Origin of the sequence: Lacrimispora sanguinis (genome assembly GCF_044987295.1) — a bacterium.
Lineage (GTDB): Bacteria > Bacillota > Clostridia > Lachnospirales > Lachnospiraceae > Lacrimispora > Lacrimispora celerecrescens_B.
In genome coordinates this window covers 3583441-3608261 of the sequence record NZ_CP173277.1, presented here as the reverse complement: position 1 = coordinate 3608261, position 24821 = coordinate 3583441, and the positions used below count along the sequence as shown (strand labels likewise).

Sequence of the window (24821 nt, the reverse complement as noted above, 5' to 3'; positions counted from 1 at the left end):
CATTTTCCCTCGCCTTGGTTCCAAAAGGAATCTTGTTAATTAGAGGCTTACATATCGACATCCATTGTTATCCCTATATGAGTCACTTTATATATTATTGTTTAATAGAGAGAACATATTTAAATCCTGTTGTTTATTTCTAAAAAAAGCATATCCCTTTAATAAACCTTCATAATCAAAACCGATCTTCCTTAACAGTTTTTCTGAATTCTTATTTTCAGGGTATACAATGGCTTCAATTCTTGACAATTGCATGTGACTGAAACCATACTCTATAATTGGTTTTAATGCTTCTTTTGCATACCCTTTGTACCAATAATCTTCATGTAATTCATATCCAATTTCAGCTCTATTGTGTCTATGATTCCAATTATGAAATCCACAAGTGCCAATTATTAAATTTGTTTCTTTTAGTTCAATCCCCCATCGTATTGCAAAGTCATCGTTAAACGAATTTTTATAACGAGCGATTATACCTTTCGCTGTTTCTACATCTATCAAGGGAAACATTCCAAAATATTCCGTGACCTTCTCAGATGACAGAATAGAATACAGCCTTAACGCATCTTCTTCAACTAATTCTCTAAGTATTAATCGATCTGTAGTTAAAGTTGGGAATTCATTTGGCAGAATTCTATTATCCATAAAATTAACCTCCTTAGCCTAGATTAATCAATGCAAGTTACGTGTCAAAAATCAGATCGTTATTTTTCACCAGCATGGGCAATTAATTTTCGAAATGATTCTTCAAATTGCTTGTCATCTTCCAGAGTTCTTTTTCTTGGTCCACTCAGATGATGTTTAGATTTTGCTCTCCTTGCCGCTTTTGCCATATGCCGCTCCATAAGAAGCTGATCTATGTTGTCATTGGTATACCATCTTCCAGATTGATGAATCGCATATGCATTTTTTCCCAGCACCATTGCCGCCACACCATAATCCTGGGTTACTACAATATCTCCAGATTTACACAGGCTTACCAATGCAAAATCAACTGCATCAGCTCCTGCACCAATAACCTTTATCACACTATAATCAGACTGTAACACATGATTTGTATCGCATAGGAGACATACTTCTACCCTATTTTCTTTTGCTACCTTTTCCACAACTTTAACTACCGGACAGGCGTCTGCATCCACAAAAATCTCCACTTACATCTTCCCCCTATTGAATCATCAATGTAATCATTTCAGTTCAAAATAGTCCATTACTGACGTTTCCTGGAATCCACAGGACTTGTATAGGCGGAGGGCTGTCTCATTCTCAGCGGCAACCTGGAGCATAATCTCTGTTGCTTTTGCATCCTTTAGTTTTTCTATGGCCTTCATTAGAATTGCCCGCCCAAATCCCTTTCCTCGGTTCTCCGGCAATATTCCCAGCCCGTAGATCCCTCCAAGCCCGTTAATCATCTGCAGATGAACCTTCCCGATAATCTGATTATCCTTTTCCGCGAAATAAATGGTCATACCTTTTCTTTCTTCGTCCTCCGGTAAAAGAATTTCCTCGTTTGGATCATTCTCATTCTCTTTCTCCGGAAGGTCGCCAAAATAAATCGTGTTTTGTCGGGCTACCTCAAAGGCATCTGCATTGGTAGCTTTTCTGAAGTTAATGTTACATAGCCGTTTCTCGATCATCTCAAAGGATTCATCATGCAGATACATTTCAAATTCCGAAAATTTATATGCCGCTCCGGCTCTTTCTAAAAATTCGTGGCCGGAAACAGATTTTTTATCGCATAATGCAAGAATGCCCCTCCCATTCCTCCGTCTGCCTTCTGCAATGGCTAATTCAAACAATTTTGAAAAAATCCCTTGTCGTCTATATTTTGGATGTACCATACCAGTAATTTCGAGAGGTGCCGATGTACCTCCAAAATCACATATCCCGATATATCCTACTAGTTGTTCACCTGCGTAATACATAAATTCGTTGATGTCGTGGATACCAGTTCTGTCAGTACTATTTACAGCATCACCAAGCTTATAATCAAGCTCCAGCTTTAAAGTGATTTGATCTTCATGGAAGCATTGCATCTGAAGCGAATTAATCGAATCATAATCTTCGTAACTAAGACAGTCTTTTAGCTTAATCCATGGTTCATTTATTGTTTTATTAATAGGAACTCCTCCTTTTAATTAATCGATGTTTTTTCTTCGACATATCATTATGAGACATCGCTTTTGGCACGTTCAAGAAGGCAAACCGTCTCCACGTGCAGCCCCTGAGGGAACATATCACACCCTCTGACCTTCTCTACCTTATACCCTCTCTCAGCCAGGTACTTCATATCTCTTGCCAATGTAGCCGAATCACAGCTCACATACACCACTCTCTTCGGCGCCATCTTCACAATGGTATTTAAGCACGCTTCATCACAGCCCTTTCTGGGAGGATCCACCACGATCACGTCTGCATACACATGATTCTTTTCATACTGCTCCGGCAGCACTTCTTCCGCCTTCCCTACAAAGAACTCCACATTATCCAATCCATTTAATCTGGCATTCTCCCTGGCATCCTCAATGGCCTGTGGTACGATCTCCACTCCATATACCTTTTTCGCATTATGTGCCAGGAATAGAGAGATGGTTCCAATCCCGCAGTAAAGATCCCAAACCGTTTCCCCACCGGTAAGTCCTGCATACTCAAGGGCAGCGCCATAAAGCTTTTCCGTCTGCACCGGATTCACCTGATAAAAGGACAGGGGTGAAATGCGGTATTTCACCTCTCCAATAGAATCCGTAATATAGCCTGGCCCATAAAGGTTTTCCACCCGGTCCCCTAAAATCACATTGGTCCTATCCTTATTGATGTTAAAAGAAATACTGGTCATACCCGGGATTTCCAGAAGGCTTTTTACTAACTCCTCGCTGTGAGGCAGGCTTTTTCCATTAATAACCTGACAGACCATAAGTTCCCCGGTCCGAAACCCTTTACGAATCAGGGTATGACGAATCAGCCCCTTGTGAGTGGCTTCATCATAAGGCATGAGGTGATACCGTTCCATATGCGCTTTGATCCGCCTTAAGACCTCCCGGTTCTCCTCTGCCCCCAGAAGGCAATCCTCACAGCCTATGATAGAATGGGTACGTCCCGCATAAAATCCCACGATAATATTCCCATCTTTGTCCAGTCCCCATGGAAACTGTGCCTTATTCCTATATCTCCATGGCTCGTCCATCCCCATGATAGGCAGCATAGGAACTTCAGAAAAGCCGCCGATCCTGGTAATATTGTTATAAATCTTCCGTTCCTTATAACGCAGCTGTTCTTCATAATCCATTGCCTGAAGCTGACAGCCGCCGCAAGGCCCTGCGACCGGACATTTGGGTGTCACTCTGTTTACAGACGGTTCCGTGATCCGCTCCAGCTTTGCAAACCCATAAGACTTCTTGGTTTTCATCACCTTAGCCTGGACCTTATCTCCGATCACTGTATCCTTAATAAACCAGGTAAATCCATCGGTCTTTCCGATCCCTTCCCCGGTTTCGCTCATATCCTCAATCACTACCTCGATTCGATCATTCTTCTTCCACTCTTCCATCATAACCTCCAGTTACTATATACCTGCCTACAGGCTGGCTTTCGCACCCTGCCCGAAGCATTTCCTGACCCAAAACCTCTTGAAAACGGTACTATATACACATCTTGAACTTATTGTAACTTCTTTTTCCACAAGAAGCAAGAAAACCTTTTATTACCTGTGGACAAAAAAACGGGAGCTGGGCGAATCCGGTAAGACACTCCGTCTTCCTTCCTCTCCCAGCTCCCGGAAATTTATCTGCCTTTTCCGTTGGCTTTTTCCATATGGATATTTTTTCCTTTGATCTTAACATCCTTCATGGCCTGTAATACAGCGTCGGCGCTTTCTCTCGGAACCTCTACAAATGTATACTTGTCATACATATCGATGCTTCCGACCATCTTACCTGGCATGCCGGATTCTCCAGCAATGGCGCCCAGAATATCTCCTGGCTTCACATTCTGGTTCTTTCCAATGTTAATGAACAGACGGGCCATATCTTCTCTGGAAGAATCATATCTTCCTCCACGGCCATTTCCGCTTCCATTTCCATTTCTGCTGCTGCGGCCACGGCTTCCGCCGCCGTACAAGTTTTCAAGATTATCCAGAGAACGAGGCTCTCTTGTATCAATGATGTCCTCATTTTCCTCGCCCATCATCATTCTCAGTAAAGCTGCGGCCAAATCAAGAGACGTATAATCCTCTTCCAAAAGCTTCTTTTCAATGATGTTTACCATCTTGCTTAAATCTGTATCTCCGATGGTGTCGGCCACATTTTCCAGAATCTTATCCACCTTAATGGCAGTTACGTCATTTAAGGAAGGGATAGCCTGAGGAATGATCTTGGTCTTGCAGTAACGCTGAATGTCGCGAAGCTTATAAACTTCCTTGCCTACTACGAAACTGAAGGCAATACCCTCACGGCCTGCACGACCGGTACGGCCGATTCTGTGAACATAATATTCATCATCCTGGGGAAGGTCATAGTTAAATACGGCTTCTACGTCGTCTACGTCGATTCCACGGGCTGCAACATCAGTTGCCACAAGGATCTCTGTCTTACCGTTACGGAAGCTGTTCATGACCCTGTCACGCTGGATCTGCTTTAAATCTCCATGAAGTCCTTCCGCGAAGTAACCACGTCCCTGAAGGGCCTGTACCAGCTCGTCTACCTGCTTCTTGGTGTTACAGAAAGCAACAGACAGCTTCGGTGCGTACATATCAAGCAGACGGCACATAACTTCTACCTTGCTCTTAGGTTTTACTTCATAATAATACTGGGTCACCTTAGGAACGGTCAGTTCTTTCTTTACTACCTTAACGGTTACCGGCTCCTGCTGGAACTTTCTTGCGATTTCCATAATAGCAGGCGGCATGGTAGCGGAGAACATAACAGTCTGGCGCTCTTCCGGAAGCTGGCTTAAAATAGTTTCCATATCCTCAAGGAATCCCATATTTAACATCTCATCGGCTTCATCCATGACCACCGTATGAACGTGCTCGAATTTCACGGTCTTCCTGCGCATATGATCCATAACACGGCCAGGAGTTCCGATAATGATCTGAGTACCGTCTTTTAAAGAACGGATCTGTTTTACAATGTCCTGTCCTCCGTAGATCGGAAGGACTTTAACACCGTGCATGTATTTAGCAAGCCTGCGGATTTCATCTGCCACCTGAATAGCAAGCTCTCTGGTAGGACAGAGGGCAACCGCCTGAAGCTTTTTCACCTTAGGATCGATCTTCTGCAACATTGGGATGCCAAAGGCTGCTGTTTTTCCGGTTCCTGTCTGAGCCTGCCCAACGATATCTCTTCCCTCAGCCTGGACCGGAATGGCCTGAGCCTGGATCGGAGATGCCTCTTCAAATCCCATGTCTGCTACTGCCCGCAGAATTCTTTCATCTAACTGCAATTCATCAAATCTAATTGTTTCCATAAATGCTTGGTTCCTTTCTTACGGCCAACCGGCTTCCCATGTTGCCGACGGCCTCGCACACACTTTTCGCAAACAAAACGAGAGGTATCAGGCACGTTTCAGACCTTCATCCTCTCGCTTCACACAAAGATATACTATAGCAGATTTTTTTTTGAGTGTCAAGGGCAATGACTTGAATTTCCTGCATCTTTTTAATAGGAAATAATTACCATTTTCTATGATCTCCTATCTTTTTAACCAGCCGTTCTTATTAAAATACCATATCTCTATCAGTATAATAATAACGCTGGCCGCCACACAAACCTGATAGCCATAATTCCAGTTAAGTTCCGGCATATTTTTAAAATTCATGCCATACCAGCCGGCAATCAGCGTAAGAGGCATGAAAATAACGGTGACCATGGTGAGAAAGGACAGCACATGGTTCTGTTTCATATCTATATGCACCTGATACATTTCCCGGATCTGCAGGGCATATTCCCTTAATTCCTTACCATGCTCTGTAAGCCTTGCCATACGGCCCGAAAACAGATGGAACAGAACACACTCTTCATCCTTTAATAGCCCATTATAATTTTCCATCAAGGTCTGGCTGACATTTAAGAGTTGTCCATAATAGGAAGAAATCTTTGCCAGTTCCTTCCTCGCCCTTAATATGGCTCCCGGAACATCGCTCCGCTCTCTTTTTCCACTCATGATCCGGTCTTCCATTGCTGCCAGCTTTTCCTCATACTTCTGTAAAAATTCAATTTCATCCTTTACCTGATATTCCAGGAATTCAAAAAGTATATGAGAAACACAAGTCTTATCAAAGATCTGGTTCCGTTCCATCTCTTTCAGTATTTTTCCCACTTCCCCGCTGTCATCAAGAAAGATCAGCCGGCTTTGGTCCATATAATAGCCAAATACCATAGGTCTGCCTAAAAGTTCCTTTTTAACAGGAATAACAAGAGTTCCAATGACACAGTCCTTTAATAAGTCTGCCCTGCAATACTGCGCCCTTTCCAGGTTTTTCATCAATAAATGGTCCTGATACTTCGTATGATATGCTTTCCAGTATTCTTCCTTGCTCATGATCTCAACAAGGGCCTCCCCTTCCGGAACCACCTCATCCGCTCCCACGGGAACCAGCCGTTTCTTTATTCGATAACGCACGTTTCTTTCCTCCTGCCGATGTATATTTATCAGGCGGTCAGGCTACCTCACCCAATCCCTGCCAGCCTGTTCTCCTATCCAATTCTATCCCTGGTTTTCTTTCATGTCAACAAAACAGGCCATTTCAGTGAAAAACCGGAGCATCGCCCAAGCTTCACCAAAAAGGCCTGTTTTAATAAAAAGCTTCCTATTATTATGATTCTCCATACAGCTGGTTCACGATCTCTGCAATCAGCTTTGCAGTCCCCGTGACCCCAAGAAGGGAAGAGTCGATCATCAGGTTCTTGTGCTCCGGATCACCTGGCAGGTAGCCGGCGTATTTTTTATGATAAGCATTTCTGGCTTTGTCTACGGACACGATCATCCGTTTCGCTTCACTCTCAGTCATGCCAAGAGTGTTCACACAGTTTTCCAGCCTTTTTTCATAAGGTGCATAAACGAATATATTGATGTTGTTCTTTTCCTTTTCAAGCAGATAATCTGAGCATCTTCCCACCAGGATGCAGCTGGACTTTCTGGCCAGATCCAGAATAATACCTTTTTGAACATCAAAAATGATATCCTGGATATAAGTCTCGTCCGTCCCCAAAGGAAACATGCGTGGCAGAAAGCTATGCTTTGATTTTTCTTCCTCATCGCTGACCGTGGAGACAGGAAGGTTCAATTGCTTTGCAACCTCCTCCACAATATCACGGTCATAGAATTCCACTCCCAGCTCTCTGGATAGCTCCTTGGCAATGGAACGCCCCAGGCTACCGAATTCACGGGTAATGGTAATAGTAAACTTTTCCATATCAATATGTTCCTCCCTAACCGGTCACAATGGTTTTCTGATATCCCCTCACCGCACAGCTAAGGGCAAAGCAGATGGTAAAATAGCAGAGAGCTTCAAATCCGAACAGAAGCAGCATGCCTCTGACATCGTATATGCTTCCAAGAACAACGGAGCAGTTTCTCATAAATTCCGCCACGTCCACCATCTTTAAGAAGGAAGTGTCCTTGATGATGGTGATTACCTGGCTGAGCAACGCCGGAAGCACCTTCTTATACATCTGGGGAAGCACGATAAATATAAGAGTCTCTACAAAGCTGAATCCCTGGGATCGGGCTCCCTCAAACTGCCCTATAGGAATGGAGTTTAAGCCTCCTCGGAATATTTCAGCCATGACCGCTGAGGTGAAAAGGGAAATCGCAAATACTGATACTCCTACCTTATTCCCCTTCACTGTGAAATAGATCCAGAGTATCCACAAAAGATTGGGTGTGCAGCGGAAAAATTCGGTATAGGCGGCCACGAGTCCTCCTGCCCACTTCCATTTTCCTGACGAATAGGTCCTGATAAGTGCCAGGATCGTTCCGAAAAATGTACTGATTACGGTGGCAAGAACAGCGATCATGACCGTCATTCTCAACCCCTTCAGCATGAAAGTCACATTGGCCGGTGTAAATATCTGATGAAATAATTCTAACATGCTGCCTCCTCATCTGCCTTAATATCAAGCGTTTTTGCTACAGGCAGCCGCATGGATCTGATTTCCAGATAGCGGGCCAGCCTTGCCAGTGGGAAACAGATGATAAAGTACATCACGGCGCTTGTAAAATACGCCTGAGCAAAGTATCCCCGGTCAGCTCCCCAGGAATCCGTAAAGTACATAAGATCCATACCGGCCACCATAGCCAGAATGGAGGTATTCTTCACCAGATTAAGTGCCTGATTCGCAAGAGGCGGCATGATAATCTTTATGGTTTGAGGCAGAATGATATGATACATGGTTTCCAGATAGGAAAAGCCCTGAGACGAAGCTGCCTCAGACTGGCCTTTTGGTATGGCTTCGATTCCGGTCCTTATGACCTCTGATATATAGGCACCATGATAGACACCCACTCCGATCACGCCCAGGACGAACTTGGGAATCCTGAAACCTGAGCTGGAAAATATCATAGGCAGCACGGAATAATAGCATAATACCTGCAAGGCCAGAGGCGTATTCTGTATGAATTCCACATAAATTCGTGAAATTATCCTTAATGGCTTAAATTTAGCCGTGGAGAACATACCAAATATCACTCCCAGGACCAGCGCAACGGCCAGCCCCACAAGTGATATTTTAAGGGTCATAAGAAAGCCCGGTATATAATATTCGGGAAATGCCTGAAACAGGGCATTCCATCGTTTTGCATCAAAAAGACCTTTTATCATGTCATCTATCCTTTACATAAGGGTTTACTGCAAGCCCCATTTGTCCTGAAGGGTCATAAGAGAACCGTCAGAAAGCATGGTAGTCACTTTTTCATCAACAAGAGCTGCAAGCCCTGCATTCTCTTTTGCTGCTGCCACACCATAATCCTGTTCCGCGAAGCGGTCCTGTAAGATCTGGTTTCCGTCATTCAAATAGCCGGCCAGAATCGCACGGTCAACGGAGAAGCAGTCGATCTGATTGGTTGCCAGCGCCTGAGCCAGTGCCGGATAACCGTCAAACTCCTGGAACTGAGGATTTACTTTGTATCCCTTTTCATCAACATATTTCTTAAAACCGTCCTTTGTCGTAGAGGACTGGGCAACGCCGATGATCTTGCCATCCAGATCTTCGATGGACTCGATCCCGGAACTCTTATTAACCAGAAGTCCTACCGCATCGGTAAAATATGGGGTAGAGAAGTTATATGTTTCTTTTCTTTCCGGTGTAATGGTAAAAGTAGCGATAACAAGATCGATCTCACCGTTCTCTAAGAGAGGTCCTCTAGTCTTTGCGGTAACTCCCTGGAATTCTACCAGCTTCTTTTCTTTTGCTTCATCTGCGGTGCAGCCAAAGATGGAGCCGGCTATCTCATAAGCCAGGTCATCCTCAAAGCCTTCATACTCTCCGGTAGCCGTATTCTGTAAGCTGAACTTTGGTATATCGGCCTTACAGCCAACCTTTAAAACTCCACGGTCAATAATCTTCTGTACGTCTGCTGCCGCTTTTCCACCTGCTGCATCTGAGCCAGCCGCAGTTCCTTCCTTTGCAGTAGTCTCTGCTGGAGCAGCTGTGGTAGCCTCCGGAGCCTTTGCACCGCATGCGGTTAAGGATGCCATAGCTGCAAAAGCCAGGGCTAGTGATAACATTTTCTTCATCATAATTGGTTCCCTCCTCATTAATATTATTTAAACAGCATCCTAGTGAAGGATCTTGCTTAAAAACGCTTTGGTCCGCTCATGTTCCGGACATTCAAAAAAGTGTTCCGGTGTTCCCTCTTCCAGGATATAGCCTCCATCCATGAAGATCACCCGGTCTGCCACCTGACGCGCAAAGCCCATTTCGTGTGTTACACAGATCATGGTGATGTTCTCATGAGCCAGCTCCACCATAACATTTAAAACCTCCTGGACCATCTCAGGATCCAGTGCAGAGGTTGGTTCATCAAAGAGTATTAAGGGCTGTTTGGTGCATAAAGCCCTGGCAATGGCCACTCTCTGCTGCTGCCCTCCGGAAAGCTGAACAGGATAATTCCCCGCTTTCTCTTTTAAGCCGACTCGTTCCAGGCATTTGATGGCATTCTTCTTTGCCTCTTCCTTGGGAACATGCTGCAGCTTAATGGGTGCTAAAGTCAGATTTTCTAAGACAGTGAGATGGGGATATAAATTGAATTGCTGAAAGACCATGGAGGAATACTTTTTAGCCATTTCCAAATGGTTCTTTTTTGTCACTTCCGTGCCTGCCACGGTTATCTTTCCGCTGGTGGGCTCCTCCAAGTAGTTGATGCAGCGGATAAAGGTGGACTTTCCTGATCCGGAGGGTCCGATGATGACCAGCTTTTCACCCTCCTTTACTGTCAGGCTTATATCCTTTAAAACCTCTAAATCTCCGAAGTTCTTCTTTAAGTTTTCAACTTTCACCATATCTGGCATAATTCCATCCCCTTTCCTCTTATTTTTTTCTTATGTCTTTGGGACACAAGGCGTTCTGTAATTCTTCCTAAAAATATGCAAAAAGACGCCTTAGAGTTTTTATGTCTTAAGCGCCTTTGCTTAGTCTTTTTTAATTGTTGTTATTATAAAAAGTTTTATTTGAAAAGTCAAGGATTATTTTCGTTTTATCCTTTAATTGGCAGACAAGAGCATGCCACAAAATGTCCGGGGGAAACCTCTTTCATCTCTGGAACCTCCCTGCTGCACCCTTCCTCGGCATACATACATCTTGTATGGAAATGGCAGCCGGAAGGCACATGCATGGGGCTTGGGAGTTCTCCCTGAAGCATCAGACGCTTTGATTTTGCGGAAAGCTGTGGATCAGCCACCGGGATAGCGGAAAGCAGCGCCTTTGTGTACGGATGGAGGGGATTTTCATATAGTTCATCGCTGTCTGCGATTTCTACCAGCCTGCCCAGATACATAACGCCGATCCGCGTGGAAATATGGCGTACCATAGACAGATCATGAGCTACAAACAGGTAAGTAAGTCCCATTTCCTCCTGTAAGTCCTCTAACATGTTCACTACCTGGGCCTGAATGGAAACATCCAGGGCCGAGATCGGTTCATCACAGAGCAAAAATTCCGGTTCTACCGCCAATGCCCTGGCAATTCCGATCCTCTGACGCTGGCCTCCCGAGAACTCATAAGCATACTTGTACATGTCATCCGGTTTCATTCCAACCTTTTTTAGCATTTCTTCGATTCTGCCATCCATCTCGCTTGCCGCTATGCCGGATACCGCAGCCATGGACTCTCCAATGATTTCCCGCACATTGTGATGAGGGTCCAGGGCCGAATAGGGATCCTGGAAAATGATCTGCATCTGCCGGTGGATCGGAAGTAATTTACTGCCCTTTACCCTGGTAATATCCTGTCCCTTAAACAGGACAGACCCGCTGGTGGGATCGTACATGCGGATTAAGGTCCGGCCTAAGGTAGATTTTCCGCAGCCGGATTCTCCTACCAGTCCAAAGGTTTCCCCTTTCCGGATGGTAAGATTCACGCCGTCCACTGCCTTTACCTCTGCCTTCTTGCGGCCAAAAAAGTCCTTGGCAGGAAAATATTTACATACCTCCCTGGCTTCCAGGAGGATTTCCTGGTTCCTGTTATCCATGTTAATCCACCTTCCTTTCCCTTGCATCCAGTTCCTCAGCAGAAAAGATACACATGGCTCTCTGGGTGTCCGAATATACCCGGTACTTGGGAATCCCCTTCTCACATTGTTCACAGGCGAATTTACACCGCTCTGCAAACGGACAGCCATCCGGAGGATCTATTAAGGACGGTGCCATTCCCGGGATTGGCTCCAGTCGTTTCCGGTCCCCCGCCTGAGGTTTGGGGATTGCCTGAAGAAGAGCTCTGGTATAGGGATGCTTTGGCGAATAAAAAATTTCTTCGGTAAGCCCCTCTTCCATCAAAAGTCCGCCATACATAACCATGATCCGGCGGCTTAAGCTTGCTACTACTCCCAGATCATGAGTGATGAGTATAATACTCATTCCCGTTTCATCCTGCAGCTTTTTCAAAAGTTCCAGGATCTGAGCCTGAATGGTAACATCGAGAGCCGTAGTCGGCTCATCTGCGATCAGAAGCTTCGGCCGGCAGCAAAGGGCCATGGCAATCAGAACCCTCTGTCTCATACCTCCGGAAAATTCATGCGGATACTGGTCCAGCCTCTTTTCCGGAGAGGAGATGCCCACCTGTTCCAAAACTGCAATCGCTTCCTTCCGGGCGGTACGCTTATCCATACCCCTATGGCGTTTCAGCACCTCTGTCAGATGAAAGCCGATGGTTCTTAAAGGATTTAAAGCCGTCATGGGGTCCTGAAAAACCATGGCGATCTCTTTTCCCCTCATCTTCCTTTGCTGTTCCGGTGTCATTTCAAGTATGTTCTTATCCATAAATAAAATCTGGTCCGCAGTGACCTCTGCATTCTCCGGCATCAGGCCCAGTATAGATTTCATCAGAACACTTTTGCCGCTGCCTGATTCCCCAACAACGGCCAGAATTTCCTGATATCCTGCATAAAAGCTTACGCCGCGAACCGCCTTTACCGATTTCCCGTGGGTACGAAAGGTGGTATGCACATTTTGGGCAGAAAGGATTTTATCATCATTTTTCTTTATCTCTTCCAATTTCTGTTTCCTCGCTTTACTCTTTCTCGTCGTTCATAATTTTCGGTTCCACGAAAACCCGGAGCAGATTTCCCAGCTTATTAAAAGCAAAGATCGTTATAATGATCAGAAGTCCCGGGATCAGCGCCATGTAAAAGGTATTTTGCATGGTTCCCTGGGCGTTTTGTAAAAGACTTCCCCAGGAAGACATGGGCTGCTGGATACCAACTCCCAGGAAACTTAAGGAAGACTCTGTCATAATTGCATTGGCCATGCTTGTGGTCGCCGATACAATGATAGTCGGAAATACGGAAGGTATGATATGGCTAATAATGATCTTCCAGATACCCACACCGGAAAACTCAGCATATAGGATGAATTCTCTTTCCTTAAGGGAAAGAGTCTCGGCCCGCACCAGTCTGGCAATCTCCATCCAGGTAAAAAAGCCAATAACCAGAATGATGGACTTTAACCCTGGTCTTAAAAAGATGCTGACAACGGTAACCAGGATCATCCACGGAATCGAGTACAGGACATCTACGATACGCATAAGAACCATATCCACCATCCCGCCGCAAAATCCGGCAATGGTTCCCACCGCCACACCGATGGTAAGACTTGTAAGCATGGCCAGGAATCCAACCATCAGGGAAACCCGTCCACCGTAGATCACTCTGGCAAAATAATCTCTTCCAACTTCATCAGTTCCGAACCAGTGTCCGGCAGACGGAGGCTGAAGGCGGTTTGCAATATTGGTAGCATTCGGTTCCACAGGAAGAAAGGGCGCAATGAGTGCAAATAAAATGATCAGTCCCAAAAGAATCAGGGAAATAACCGCTGCCTTATCATGCTTTAATGATAGCAGTACGCTGTCTACTCTTACTGATCTGCTCTTCTTTTTGTTACCTTCGTTTCTTTTCATCATCTGTCACCCCATTTCCCTGATTCGCGGATCCGTGATACAGTATAGGATATCCGACAGAAGGTTGCCAAGAATCACAAGGGTAGAGGATAGAACCAAAATGATCATGACGATGGGATAATCCATGCCCTGGATCGCCTTGATAAAATAAGGTCCGACGCCCGGCCACCCAAATACGGTTTCCGTAATGATGGCTCCCGTTACCAGCAGCTGAAGAGCCATGCCAAGCCTTGTAATAATGGGAAGCAGGACGTTCTTACAGACATGCTTAAACATGATTTCCCCTCTGGAAGCACCAAAGGCCCGCTGAACCAGCACATAATCCTCAGAAAACTGGGTGACAGTGGAAGAACGGACAAATTTAACATTAGCCGGTAAAAATGTAAAGGTAAGTGTGATAAAAGGCATAATAAAATGCCTTAGAAAATCCGCCATAGAAGCTTCCTTTCCTACGGAATGCATTCCTACAATGGGAAGAAGCTTTAGCTTATAACCCAGGATAAAAATCAAAAGCATGGAAAACCAGAAGGAAGGAACGGCAATCGCTATGGAAGAGATTCCGTCAATCACTTTGTCTGCTGCCTTATTCTTGTGGGAGCCTGCCAAAAGTCCCAGGATAATTGCCAGGATATAAGCGGTTGCATAGGCAGGAAGAACCAGTTTTATGGTGTTTGGAATCCTAACTGCAAGATCCCCGGCAATGCTTTGCTTGGTTACGATGGAATATCCGAAATTCCCGTTCAATATTCCGTTCAGCCAGCGTAAATACTGGATAAACAGAGGCTTGTCGTACCCATATTTGGCCTTAATCAATTCAATTGTTTCCGGAGACATCTTTGGTGTTGTCATTGCATCAATGGCATTATACGGTGCAAAATGCATCAAAGCAAAACAAAGAATTGTGATTAAAAGGACCATGGGTATGGCTGTTAATATTCGTCTTACTATATATTTCGCCATATGGTTTCTCCTTATATATAGAAAGAGGTGTCTGCCGCAGGATTCCAGCAGCAGAACACCCTTTCCTCTTCACAGCTGATCCAAGCCGCACCATTTCTGCTGCTTACGCATCTGCTGTCATCATTACTTCATCTGTAGTTTGGAAGTGTCTTCAAAGGTATATACAGGAACCAGCTTTGACTCTTCAATTCCTGATACATTCTTGGATACTACAAGAAGGCGTTTATTGGAATACAAAGGATAGAAGCAAGCGGTATCCTGCAGTTTCTGCTGGATCGTTGTATAGATTTCTTTACGCTTTGCATCATCTGTTTCCTTCCGGCCCTGGGCAAAAAGGTCATTCATCTCAGGATAGTCGTAATGCATATAATTGTAAGGAGCACCTGATTCAAATAAGCTTGAGAACGTATCCGGGTCAATACCCATGATATAGCCGCCAAAATACATATCATAAGGATTATCAGCCTGCTTCATCTGCTGGCTGAGGGCAGTCGCATCCACGCCGGTTAAATTAACCTTAATTCCTGCCTTCTGAAGCTGTTCCTGTATCATAATGGCAGAGGTGGACTGAAGGCTGTCGGAAGCATTATAGGCAAGTGTTAATTCCGGATTTGTTACTCCGGAAGCTGCAAGAAACTCTTTGGATTTATCCAGATTCTGTTCGTATTTCTCCACATCTTCTGTAAAATACTGGCTGTTAGGAGGCATGAAGCTCCATGGCAGATCATAATACTGGGGATCCAGGAGAGCTGCATCTGCAATGGCTTTTTTATCCAGAGCATAGAAGATCGCTTTCCTGAAGTTTTCATCCTTTATGCGGTTTGCATTTATCATCATATATCCCACACGGCCTTCCTGGTATGGGTAAACAGTCAGATTGGCTGCCTCCAGGTTCATCTGTGCCACCTGCGCAGGAGTACCGATCCAAGCGTTAACTTCCCCGCTCTGAATGGCTGTCATAGCTGTATTTTCATTTTCAATGATCCGATATACAAAATTATCAATGGACGGAGCACCTAAGAAGTAATTCTCATTCTTCGTGAATTTCACATAGGAACCTGGGGAGTATTCTGCCATTACATAAGGTCCTGTGCCAACTGGCTTGGTGTTTACGTCATTGTTTTCAAAGTTCTCCACATTTTCATAGATATGCTTTGGCATGATGAATATCTGGGAAAACATCTCTATTGCAGCAGAGTTAACAAAAGGCATGGTGAGGGAAACCGTATAGTCATCGATCTTCTCGATCTTAACTGCTCCTTCAGGGAATACCAGCTGAGAATATGCCCAGCCTGCGTTTTTCTCATCTGCCATGGCTTCAAAGGTAAAGACAACGTCATCGGCAGTGAATTTCTCTCCATCCGACCACTTTACATCATCACGAAGGTGCATGGTATAGGTCAGTTTATCATCGGAGGTGTCTATACTTTTTGCCAGAAAATAATTGATTCCATCTGCATTGTACATATACAACGGGGAATAGATCATTTTAATAGTCATAAGGCCGAAACGGTCGCTTGTTGTAATTACATTTACATTAGCGCCCGGATCACCTGCAATTGCATACGTAAATGTGCTCTCCCCTCCTGCAGCCGTTTGTCCGGCTCCGTCATTTGATCCGCTTGCAGAACTGTCATTGGCAGCTGTGGTATCTGCAACCGGGTCCTTTCCTCCGCAGGCGGTAAGACCTCCCAGCACCACGACGGATGCCAACAGGAATGCCGCACTTTTCATAAAAAATTTCTTCATACATTTCTCCTTTCATTTTTCCATTAATCATACCTGATCCCGTATCCGGTTATCAGTCGGAAAAGTCAGATTCATTATAAACATATTTCCGCAACTTTTGCAACTGTTTTTAAATTATTTCCTACTTTTTCTATATGCTTTAAGGTGATTGAACAAAGCTACCCACTGATGGAATTGATTCTCTTATCATTTGACCATTTAATGATCAGGTCATTTTTTCCGTATCCCGCAGGATAAAGGAGATCAAGCTCCACCTTAGTATTATCCTTTGTTTTACCTACTTTAATGTTTAAAACCTTGATTTTTTCTTCATTTAAATTATGAAGCAGCTCCGTAATAAGGCTGTCGTATTGGTTCGTGGTTATTTTAATGACACCTTGGAATGGTTCCCTGGACAGAAACGGTACATCATGAAGGAGGATCTGGGTAAAAATAAGAAAAAAACCTGCTCCGCATCCCATAAAGTAGTCGCCTGCACCAATTGCCATCCCCACCCCCGCAGTTGCCCAGATACCTGCCGCAGTGGTTAAACCACTGACAGAATGATTCTTAACAAAGATGACCCCTGCCCCAAGAAAGCCGATTCCTGATACGATCTGGGAGGCGATCCTGGAAGCATCAAAATTGGGGACATCCCGAAACCCGTACTTGGACACCACCATCATTAAAGCTGCTCCCATGGCCACAATGGCATGGGTTCTCATCCCCGCACCTTTGTAACGATTCGTTCTCTCATAACCGATCAAATATCCTAAAAACCCTGCAACAACAATTCTAAAAAACAAACCCGTCTGGTAGATAAGGTCATACCTTTCCACAAGGTCTCCCAGTACTTTCCAAACCTGGCTCATGATTACTCCTCTTTTCTGATATTAATATCCATCAATATCTTATAAAATATGCTGACAGAGTACATCATGTTTGCATAAAGCCCTGTAAGGAATCTGTATGTCCAAATCTGCAGAAAACAACAAAAGCGCGGTGTTTTATCCGGAATAAAACACCGCGCTTTCCAGCCGATCAATTTATTTTAATTCTTTGATCCAGTTATATCTGGGATCATCCACCCTTGTTGTCCATGGATTATCCGGAAGGTGCCGGATCATCCAGCAGTAATACATGGGGAATCCAGGGGCAGTTACCTGGGGATGGGTCCTTCCGCCAGGAATGGCAGCACAGCTTCCATCCTTGATTTTAAAGACATCCTCTCCGATAAAGCAGGCGCCAAAGCCCTCTGGCCGTTCAAACCGGTAATAATAAACCTCAGGCTGAGGATGCTCATGAGGGGTGTAGCTGGACCAGCCTCCCTGATGATTGATCACTTCCCCGTTTACCATATTGGAATAGGGAGCATTGTTGTAGTCGAAAACGGTGCGGACCGTCCGCTTCATCTTGCCATCCAAAAGCCCTTCACCAAAAATATCATTGGTACAGTCCTCCGGCTTATAGAAAACGCTGCCAAACTCCCTGTCATTTCTGGTGCACTGGATTAAGACCTGGCTATCCTCTTTTGCCGTCACACTTACCAAAACGCCCTTTGAAACGTGAAGACAATATGGCCCTTCTTCCATCAGGCTGCTCCGTTTTCCCCGTTCCTCCCTTTCTTCCCAGGAAAACAGGATTTCCCCAGTAAGGAGAAGGACCACCATCTCATCCGACTGACTGGAGAAGGATCGCTCCTCCCCTGCCTTCATCTCATAAACGGCAATGTCCATTAACATATCATTTTCCCCATCCCCTGCTTTGGTGAGGAGTTTTACTCCTTTGGGATCAAATTCCGGGTAACTGAATAATTCGCTCATGGCAGCTCCTTTCTCCGTCTGTCTCTTACATCATGATTTCAGAAATCCTTACAGGTCTGTGCTCCTGAACGGATTTTTTGGCAGCAATGCCCATTAACACAGGTTTTAATCCATCTACTACGCCAAGAGGAGTATCGGTATCATTCTCAATGGCTTCAATAAAGCAGTTCACTTCCTTTGCAAAGGACTGCATATAGCGCTCTAAGAAGAAGTAAAGGGGCTTTTCTCCGGTAACGCCATCGGCAGTGCTTAATACTGCGCTGGATTCCGTATCATTGGAGGTTGCAACCATTCCCTTGGAGCCGAACACCTCTGCTCTCTGGTCATAGCCGTAAGCGGCCTTTCTGGAATTATCAATAACTGCAATGCTTCCGTTCTCCATCTTTAAAGTAATAACTGCGGTATCCACATCCCCTGCTTCCCCAATGGCCGGGTCTACAAGCACTGCGGACTGAACGTAGATCTCCTCTGCATCACAGCCTGCTAAGTAGCGAACCATATCAAAATCATGAATGGTCATGTCTAAGAACATACCGCCGGATACAGCTGCATACTCTGCGCTTGGCGGTTCAGGATCTCTGGAGGTCACTTTGATGATGTGAGGCTCTCCGATCTTTCCGGCTGCAACTGCATTTCTAACTGCCTCAAAGTTGTGGTCAAAGCGGCGGTTAAAACCTACCTGATATTTTATCTTACTACCCTTTAAGGCTTCAATCACTTCCTTGATCTTCTCAATATCGTGATCAATGGGTTTCTCACAGAATACATGCTTTCCTGCTTTAATGGCTTCAACAGAAATAGGGGAATGCGTGTTTGTGGAGGAGCAGATCAATACGGCATCAATCTCCGGATCTGCTAAAATCTCCTTATAATCCTTCGTTGTATTAGGAACTCCCATGCCTTTAGCCCAATTCTCTGTTTCCTCATTCATAAATGGATCTGCAATGGTCTTGATTTTTCCGTTCTTAACAAGGTTGCAGATGCTTGTTGTATGTACCTTACCGATTCTTCCTGCTCCTATAATTCCTACAGTTACCATAATTTTCTTCTCCTTCTCTTTCTTTCAACTTAAAGACCGGTCTTTTCAGCAATGAATTTTCTTGCGCGGATGGCGTATTCCAGAGGATTTGCCTTTTCAGGATCCTGCTCTGCTTCTACTACCATATATCCCTCATAGGAAGCCTCCTCCAGAACCTTGAAAATAGGATCAAAGTCCACACAGCCATCTCCCGGAATGGTGAATGCACCTGCCCGTACTCCTGCCAGGAAGCTCATGTTTTCCTCTCTTACCTTTTTTACAATCTCAGGACGGATATCCTTTAAATGTACGTGTTTGATACGTCCCACATATTTCTCCACCATGGCAACCGGGTTCTCACCACAATATGCAAAATGGCCGCTGTCAAACAAAAGGCTTACATATTCAGGATCCGTGTTCCCCATCATGCGTTCTACCTCTGCGGCACTCTGAACAACGGTTCCCATATGATGATGGAAGGTTAAAGCCACCCCGTATTTTTCTTTGGAAAGCTTTCCAAGACGGTTTAAGCCTTCGCAAAGCAGCCCCCATTCCCTGTCATCCATCTCATGCTTTCCTTCAAATACCGGCTGATCCTGAAATCCCTGTGTGCTGTAGCTCTGCTCGGAAACGCCTACAACCTTGGCTCCCATTGCTGCCAGGAACGCCACATGCTTTTCAAATCCTTCTTCCGTCTCCTCATAAGGCTTGCTGATTAAAAAGGTGGAAAACCATGCGTTGCAGATTTCTACGCCCCGAAGGTCCAAAGCCTTTTTTAATACCTCAATATCTCTAGGATATTTGTTGCCTACTTCGGAACCGGTAAAACCTGCCAGGGCCATTTCACTGACACATTGTTCAAAGGTATTTTCTTTCCCAAGATCCGGCAAATCATCGTTGGTCCATGCAATCGGTGCGATTCCTAATTTTACTTTCTCCTTATTTAACATAGTTGCATCCCTTCCCTGTCATATAATTTTTTTATTCCGCCGACTTACCGGCAGATCAATACTTTCTAGCCTCATTTCTTCCTTCCAAGACTCTATCCCACGCCTCTCTCACACTGCTCTTTTCCGAGGTTGTGGCAATTCCTACGTTCCACCAGGATTCATAACCATCCGACATGGTTTTGGGGATCACCTTTAAATCAAACAGGCAGGCCCTTTCCTGTTTTTTTGCATCTTCCAAAGCCTCTTCCAGTTCCTTGGTGGTTCTGCAGGTATAAGCTTTCAGACCATACCCCTCCCCGATTTTGGCATAATCAACCGGGATTAAATCCCCTGAGGGCTTCTTCCCATCCGTATAGCGGAATTCCGTGGCAAGACTTCCGATCCCATGGTTCATTTCCAGATTATTGATGCAGCCAAAGCCGCAGTTATCAAATATCAGAATATTGACCTTCTGTCTTTCCTGCATAATGGTCATAATTTCACTATGTAACATCTGGAAGCTGGCATCGCCGACAACACAGTAAACTTCCGTTTCCGGCTCTGCAAATTTAACACCCAGTGTGGCTGCCACTTCATATCCCATACAGGAGTACCCGTACTCCGCATGGTAACCGCCCCGCTTGTCAGTCTTCCACATGCGCTGCATACAGCTAGGAAGGGAGCCCCCTGCCGTAATGATGGTAGCATCTTCATCGATGATTCTTCTAATTGCTGCAAGTGCAGCTGTTTGGGTGAGCCTTCCATCGGTTAACTTAACAAACTCCGGAATGGTTCTGGGATCCCTCGCTTTTATGTTGGGTTCAAAATCCTCTCCAGTGTATTCAATGCTGCCCAAACGCACCATCTCTTCATCCCATTTTCTTTTTGCATCGGCGATCTCGTCTTTATACTGAGATACATACTGTTTTTTCCTCAGCTTTTCTGCCAATGCCTGAACGGTTACCTTCGCATCTCCCACTGCTTTAACCGCATCCATTTTGTACGCATGGAATCTGCTGTTATTGATGGTAATAAACTGGACGTCTTCCCTTTTAAACAGCCACTTTGAGCTTGTTGTAAAATCACTTAGCCTGCTTCCGATGGCGATCACCACATCCGCATCCTTTGCAATCACATTGGAAGCATAGGTACCGGTAACTCCGATTCCGCCAAGACAGTAAGGATGGCTTGATTTGCAGGCACTCTTCCCTCCCTGGGTTTCTCCAAAAGGTATGTTAAATTCTTCACAGAATTTTTCTACGGTTTCTCCCGCCCCGGAGTAGCGGACTCCTCCGCCTACGATTACAAACGGTTTCTTTGCTTCTGCAAGGATGTCTGCGATCTCATTAAGCTCTTCTTCTACCGCAAGAGGTCTGGTAATCCTGTGGACCCGTTTCTTAAAAAAGTAATCCGGATAATCATAGGATTCTCCTTCCACATCCTGACAAATGGAAATGCAGCATGCCCCGGTTTCTGCCGGATCTGTCAGCACACGCATGGCATTGATCAAAGCGCTCATGATCATCTCCGGTCTGGTGATTCTGTCCCAGTATTTGCATACTGGCTTGAATGCATCATTGGTTGTGGTCGCAAGGCTGCTGCTTTGTTCCAGCTGCTGCAATACCGGATCAGGCTGTCTGGAGGCAAAGGTATCGGCTGGAAATACCAGCAGAGGAATATTATTTACCGTTGCGGTTGCACAGGCGGTTACCATATTGGCAGCACCCGGTCCCACGGATGAAGCACACGGAATGATTTTCTTCCGGTTGCTCTGCTTTGAAAAGGCAATAGCCGTATGGCACATCCCCTGCTCATTTCTTCCCTGAAGAACCTTAAGCTGTCCAGGGTCCGTATCCAGAGCCTCTCCTAAGCCAACTGCGATTCCATGACCGAAAATAGTAAAAACACCTTCAACGAACTTTGTTTCCACTCCATCGACAGAAACATACTGGTTATCCAGGAACTTCACAAGTGCCTGTGCTGTTGTCATTCTGATTGTTTTTGACATGTTCCGCTCTCCTTTACTTTTTTATACACGGGCAATCATTTCACCAAACTTTTCCTTTTCTTCTTTTATAAATGCATGTACCTCCTCCGGAGTCGGCAGGGAATCCGAACAGTTATTGCTTTTTACCATCATGGAGGCCTCTGCAGAGCCAAATTCCAGGCAGTCTATGATGTCCCAGCCCTGATACAGGCCATAAAGGAACCCTGAACCATATCCGTCGCCGCCGCCAAATCCCTTTCTGGCTTCCACCGGGAACGGTTTGATGGAAAATGACTGTCCGTCATAAGTATAAGCCGTAGACCCTTTCATTCCATGCTTGATGACCACGATCCTTGCACGATAACCCTGCCATAGAGCTGCACTTTCTTCGTCTGTCATGCCTGGTTTGATCAGTTTCTCCGTTAAGTCAAATTCTTCTCTTGAGCCCATAATAATGTCAGCTTCTTTGGCAACTGCAGAGTAGTATATGGATATTTCATCCGCATTTTTCCAGTTATAGGCTCTGTAATCGATATCAAAGATAATTCTGACATCGTTCCTCTTCGCCAGCATGACTGCCTTAAGAGCTGCTTCTCTTGACGGGCTTTGTGCAAGCGCCGTACCTGATATCAAAATTGCTTTTGCCTTTTTGATATACGCTTCATCGATATCTTCAACGTCCAGCTGTAAGTCAGCAATGCAGTTCCGATACATCAGGATATTACTTTCACTGGAAGAGAGCATTTCTGTAAAAGTCAGTCCCAGCTTTTCACCATTTTTGCATTTTGTAATATGAGAAGTATCGATCCCCTGTTCGTTAAAATAATCCACTACAAATTCACCGAACTGGTCATCTGAAACTTTCCCGATAAATCCTGCTTTCATGCCATGTCTGGTCACACCTACGGCGATGTTAGCCGGAGAACCGCCCACGAACTTTTCAAACATGTGCACTTTCTTTAAAGGCTTGAATTCTTCTTTCACATACTCATTGTAAGCCGGATTAAAATCAATTGCTACCCTTCCAAGAAGAATTAAGTCCATTTCTCTGGTTTCATCAAATCTTACATATTCCATCGTTACATCTCTCCCATCCCGTTTTGCATGATCAGCAGCCATTTCATGGAACGAAAAAACACACTGCAAGGTCTTAATCCGCCTTGCAGGGCGTTTTTATCTATCATTGGCCGGCATTTTTTAGATTGTACCATCCCAGGTATTTACGTTTGTAGATTCTCCGGTTTCTTCGTCGAACCACCTGCTGGTAACAACTTTATTTTCTGTGAAGAAGCGGAATCCATCCTTGCCTAAGCAGTGCAGATCTCCGATGAATGACAGCTTTTTGCCGTTGAAAGGAAACATTCCTACCGGAACAGGAATTCCAACGTTGATGCCGATCATACCACCGTCGGTGTGTCTTGCAAACTCTCTGGCATAGTGACCATTCTGCGTAAAGATAACAGAACCATTTGCATATGGATTGGCATTCATGATCTCTAATCCCTCTTCAAAAGTCTTCACTCTCTTGATGCACAGCACCGGTCCGAAGATTTCTTTTTCCCCTATACTCATGCCTGGAGCCACATGGTCGAATATGGTCGGCCCTATGTAAAATCCGTTTTCATAGCCTTCGACTACAATGTCCCGTCCATCCAGTATAAGCTCTGCGCCTTCTTCTATTCCTGTCTCAATCCACTTTAAGATGGAATCTTTATGAGCCTGATTTACCACCGGGCCGAGTTTTGTACTTTTATCATACGCCGGACCTACTTTAAGAGTCTTGGCCTGAGCGATTATTTCCGCCACAAGGGCATCAGCAATTCCCTCCTGGGCTACCACAACAGGGAGAGCCATACATCTTTCTCCTGCACAACCGAATGAGGAATTAATGATTCCAGCCGCTACCCTCTTGACCGGAGCATCATTTAACACCAAAGCATGGTTCTTTGCTTCGCAGAGAGCCTGAACTCTCTTGCCCGTAGCTGCAGCTGTTGAATAGATATGCATACCTACGGATGTAGAACCTACAAAGCTGATTCCTTTGATGTCGGGATGAGTGAGAAGAATCTCTGCTTCGTTTCTGGAGCAAGTGACAATATTAATAACGCCGTCCGGCAGTCCTGCTTCTTTATACAGTTCTGCTATACGCATACAGGACTGAGGGGTAAAGGAAGCGGCTTTCAGTACGATGGTGTTGCCGCAGGCGATACACATAGGGGTCATCCAGCCCATCGGTATCATTGCAGGGAAATTAAATGGGATGATACCGGCAAATACACCAAGAGGCATACGGTACAGTACCGTATCAAATCCGCTGGAAGCGTCCATCAGGCTGTCTCCCATCATCAGTGACGGAGCACTTATAGCCTGTTCAGTACCTTCTTTGGCTTTCAGTACATCACCCTGAGCCTCTTCCCAACTTTTACCATTCTCTTTTGCCACCAGCATAGTCAGTTCATCCATATGCTCTATGAGCAGATCCCTGAGCTTATAAAGTACCTGAACTCTCTTTATTACAGGGGTAGATGACCATGACGGGAACGCCGCTTTGGCTGCCTCTACGGCTTCCTCTACTTCTGCTTTGGTACAGCATGGTACCTTAGCAATTACTTCGCCGGTACTGGGATCGTAAGCATCAGAATACTTCTCTGTCTTTGATTCCTTCCACTGTCCATTTACAAGAAACTTTAATTTTTTAACTTCTCCCATTTTTATATCCATTCCTTTCTCTTCGCTTAATGGCTGCTTTAAGCGGTTTGATTTCATGTT

The 24821-nt window shown here is 45.0% G+C and carries 23 protein-coding genes; all 23 read right to left on the bottom strand.

The features are described from left to right. Positions 1-87: 87 nt before the first annotated feature. The 23 genes from ACHZES_RS16790 to ACHZES_RS16680 all read right to left on the bottom strand — a co-directional run bounded on the left by ACHZES_RS16790 (position 88) and on the right by ACHZES_RS16680 (position 24818). A complete protein-coding gene (locus ACHZES_RS16790) occupies positions 88-645 on the bottom strand; it encodes a GNAT family N-acetyltransferase (protein ID WP_395547065.1) in 558 nt (185 codons plus the stop codon). Between the two features lie 59 nt (positions 646-704). Further along, the gene (locus tag ACHZES_RS16785; RefSeq protein WP_353655262.1) at positions 705-1154 is read right to left on the bottom strand and encodes a YaiI/YqxD family protein; all 450 of its coding nucleotides are present in this window, start codon (positions 1152-1154) and stop codon (positions 705-707) included. A 33-nt stretch (positions 1155-1187) separates the two neighbouring features. Beyond that, complete coding sequence (locus tag ACHZES_RS16780) at positions 1188-2036, bottom strand: GNAT family N-acetyltransferase (protein WP_084719437.1); 849 nt, start codon at positions 2034-2036, stop codon at positions 1188-1190. Between the two features lie 131 nt (positions 2037-2167). Then, positions 2168-3547, bottom strand: a complete 1380-nt coding sequence (rlmD, locus tag ACHZES_RS16775; protein WP_395547291.1) for a 23S rRNA (uracil(1939)-C(5))-methyltransferase RlmD — start codon at positions 3545-3547, stop codon at positions 2168-2170. Between the two features lie 233 nt (positions 3548-3780). Next, positions 3781-5463, bottom strand: a complete 1683-nt coding sequence (locus ACHZES_RS16770; protein WP_154526414.1) for a DEAD/DEAH box helicase — start codon at positions 5461-5463, stop codon at positions 3781-3783. Between the two features lie 225 nt (positions 5464-5688). Next, positions 5689-6618 (bottom strand): CorA family divalent cation transporter, encoded by a 930-nt coding sequence (locus ACHZES_RS16765; protein WP_051835329.1) that lies wholly within the window; start codon positions 6616-6618, stop codon positions 5689-5691. 193 nt (positions 6619-6811) lie between these two features. Next, the gene (locus ACHZES_RS16760; protein ID WP_038284094.1) at positions 6812-7411 is read right to left on the bottom strand and encodes an AAA family ATPase; all 600 of its coding nucleotides are present in this window, start codon (positions 7409-7411) and stop codon (positions 6812-6814) included. 16 nt (positions 7412-7427) lie between these two features. After that, a complete protein-coding gene (locus tag ACHZES_RS16755; RefSeq protein ID WP_395547066.1) occupies positions 7428-8090 on the bottom strand; it encodes an amino acid ABC transporter permease in 663 nt (220 codons plus the stop codon). Next, entirely contained in the window at positions 8084-8818 is a 735-nt protein-coding gene (locus tag ACHZES_RS16750) for an amino acid ABC transporter permease (RefSeq protein ID WP_038284090.1), read from the bottom strand. Before ACHZES_RS16750 ends, ACHZES_RS16755 begins: the two co-directional genes overlap by 7 nt. 24 nt (positions 8819-8842) lie before the next feature. Beyond that, positions 8843-9736 (bottom strand): transporter substrate-binding domain-containing protein, encoded by an 894-nt coding sequence (locus tag ACHZES_RS16745; protein WP_038284089.1) that lies wholly within the window; start codon positions 9734-9736, stop codon positions 8843-8845. 39 nt (positions 9737-9775) lie between these two features. Further along, on the bottom strand, positions 9776-10507 hold the full coding sequence (locus ACHZES_RS16740) for an amino acid ABC transporter ATP-binding protein (RefSeq protein WP_038284088.1): 732 nt from the start codon (positions 10505-10507) through the stop codon (positions 9776-9778). Positions 10508-10692: 185 nt separating this feature from the next. After that, positions 10693-11685, bottom strand: a complete 993-nt coding sequence (locus ACHZES_RS16735; protein ID WP_154526408.1) for an ABC transporter ATP-binding protein — start codon at positions 11683-11685, stop codon at positions 10693-10695. Between the two features lies 1 nt (position 11686). Then, positions 11687-12706, bottom strand: a complete 1020-nt coding sequence (locus ACHZES_RS16730) for an ABC transporter ATP-binding protein (protein WP_038284087.1) — start codon at positions 12704-12706, stop codon at positions 11687-11689. A gap of 16 nt (positions 12707-12722) precedes the next feature. Next, complete coding sequence (locus ACHZES_RS16725; RefSeq protein ID WP_084719808.1) at positions 12723-13610, bottom strand: ABC transporter permease; 888 nt, start codon at positions 13608-13610, stop codon at positions 12723-12725. A gap of 3 nt (positions 13611-13613) precedes the next feature. After that, complete coding sequence (locus tag ACHZES_RS16720) at positions 13614-14567, bottom strand: ABC transporter permease (RefSeq protein WP_038284086.1); 954 nt, start codon at positions 14565-14567, stop codon at positions 13614-13616. A 123-nt stretch (positions 14568-14690) separates the two neighbouring features. Beyond that, complete coding sequence (locus ACHZES_RS16715; RefSeq protein WP_395547067.1) at positions 14691-16316, bottom strand: ABC transporter substrate-binding protein; 1626 nt, start codon at positions 16314-16316, stop codon at positions 14691-14693. 158 nt (positions 16317-16474) lie between these two features. After that, a complete protein-coding gene (locus tag ACHZES_RS16710) occupies positions 16475-17167 on the bottom strand; it encodes an MgtC/SapB family protein (protein WP_395547068.1) in 693 nt (230 codons plus the stop codon). Between the two features lie 174 nt (positions 17168-17341). After that, positions 17342-18118: a 5-deoxy-glucuronate isomerase gene (locus ACHZES_RS16705; RefSeq protein WP_395547070.1), complete on the bottom strand. Its 777-nt coding sequence runs from the start codon at positions 18116-18118 to the stop codon at positions 17342-17344. Positions 18119-18143: 25 nt separating this feature from the next. Further along, positions 18144-19157 carry an inositol 2-dehydrogenase gene (gene iolG / locus ACHZES_RS16700; protein ID WP_154526400.1) on the bottom strand — a complete coding sequence of 338 codons (1014 nt, stop codon included), beginning with the start codon at positions 19155-19157 and terminating at the stop codon, positions 18144-18146. A 29-nt stretch (positions 19158-19186) separates the two neighbouring features. Further along, the gene (gene iolE, locus ACHZES_RS16695; protein ID WP_395547071.1) at positions 19187-20086 is read right to left on the bottom strand and encodes a myo-inosose-2 dehydratase; all 900 of its coding nucleotides are present in this window, start codon (positions 20084-20086) and stop codon (positions 19187-19189) included. Positions 20087-20141: 55 nt separating this feature from the next. Further along, positions 20142-22073 carry a 3D-(3,5/4)-trihydroxycyclohexane-1,2-dione acylhydrolase (decyclizing) gene (gene iolD, locus ACHZES_RS16690; protein ID WP_395547072.1) on the bottom strand — a complete coding sequence of 644 codons (1932 nt, stop codon included), beginning with the start codon at positions 22071-22073 and terminating at the stop codon, positions 20142-20144. A 21-nt stretch (positions 22074-22094) separates the two neighbouring features. Further along, the gene (gene iolC / locus ACHZES_RS16685) at positions 22095-23129 is read right to left on the bottom strand and encodes a 5-dehydro-2-deoxygluconokinase (RefSeq protein ID WP_154526394.1); all 1035 of its coding nucleotides are present in this window, start codon (positions 23127-23129) and stop codon (positions 22095-22097) included. A gap of 120 nt (positions 23130-23249) precedes the next feature. Beyond that, a complete protein-coding gene (locus ACHZES_RS16680) occupies positions 23250-24818 on the bottom strand; it encodes a CoA-acylating methylmalonate-semialdehyde dehydrogenase (RefSeq protein WP_395547073.1) in 1569 nt (522 codons plus the stop codon). Between the last annotated feature and the right edge of the window lie 3 nt (positions 24819-24821).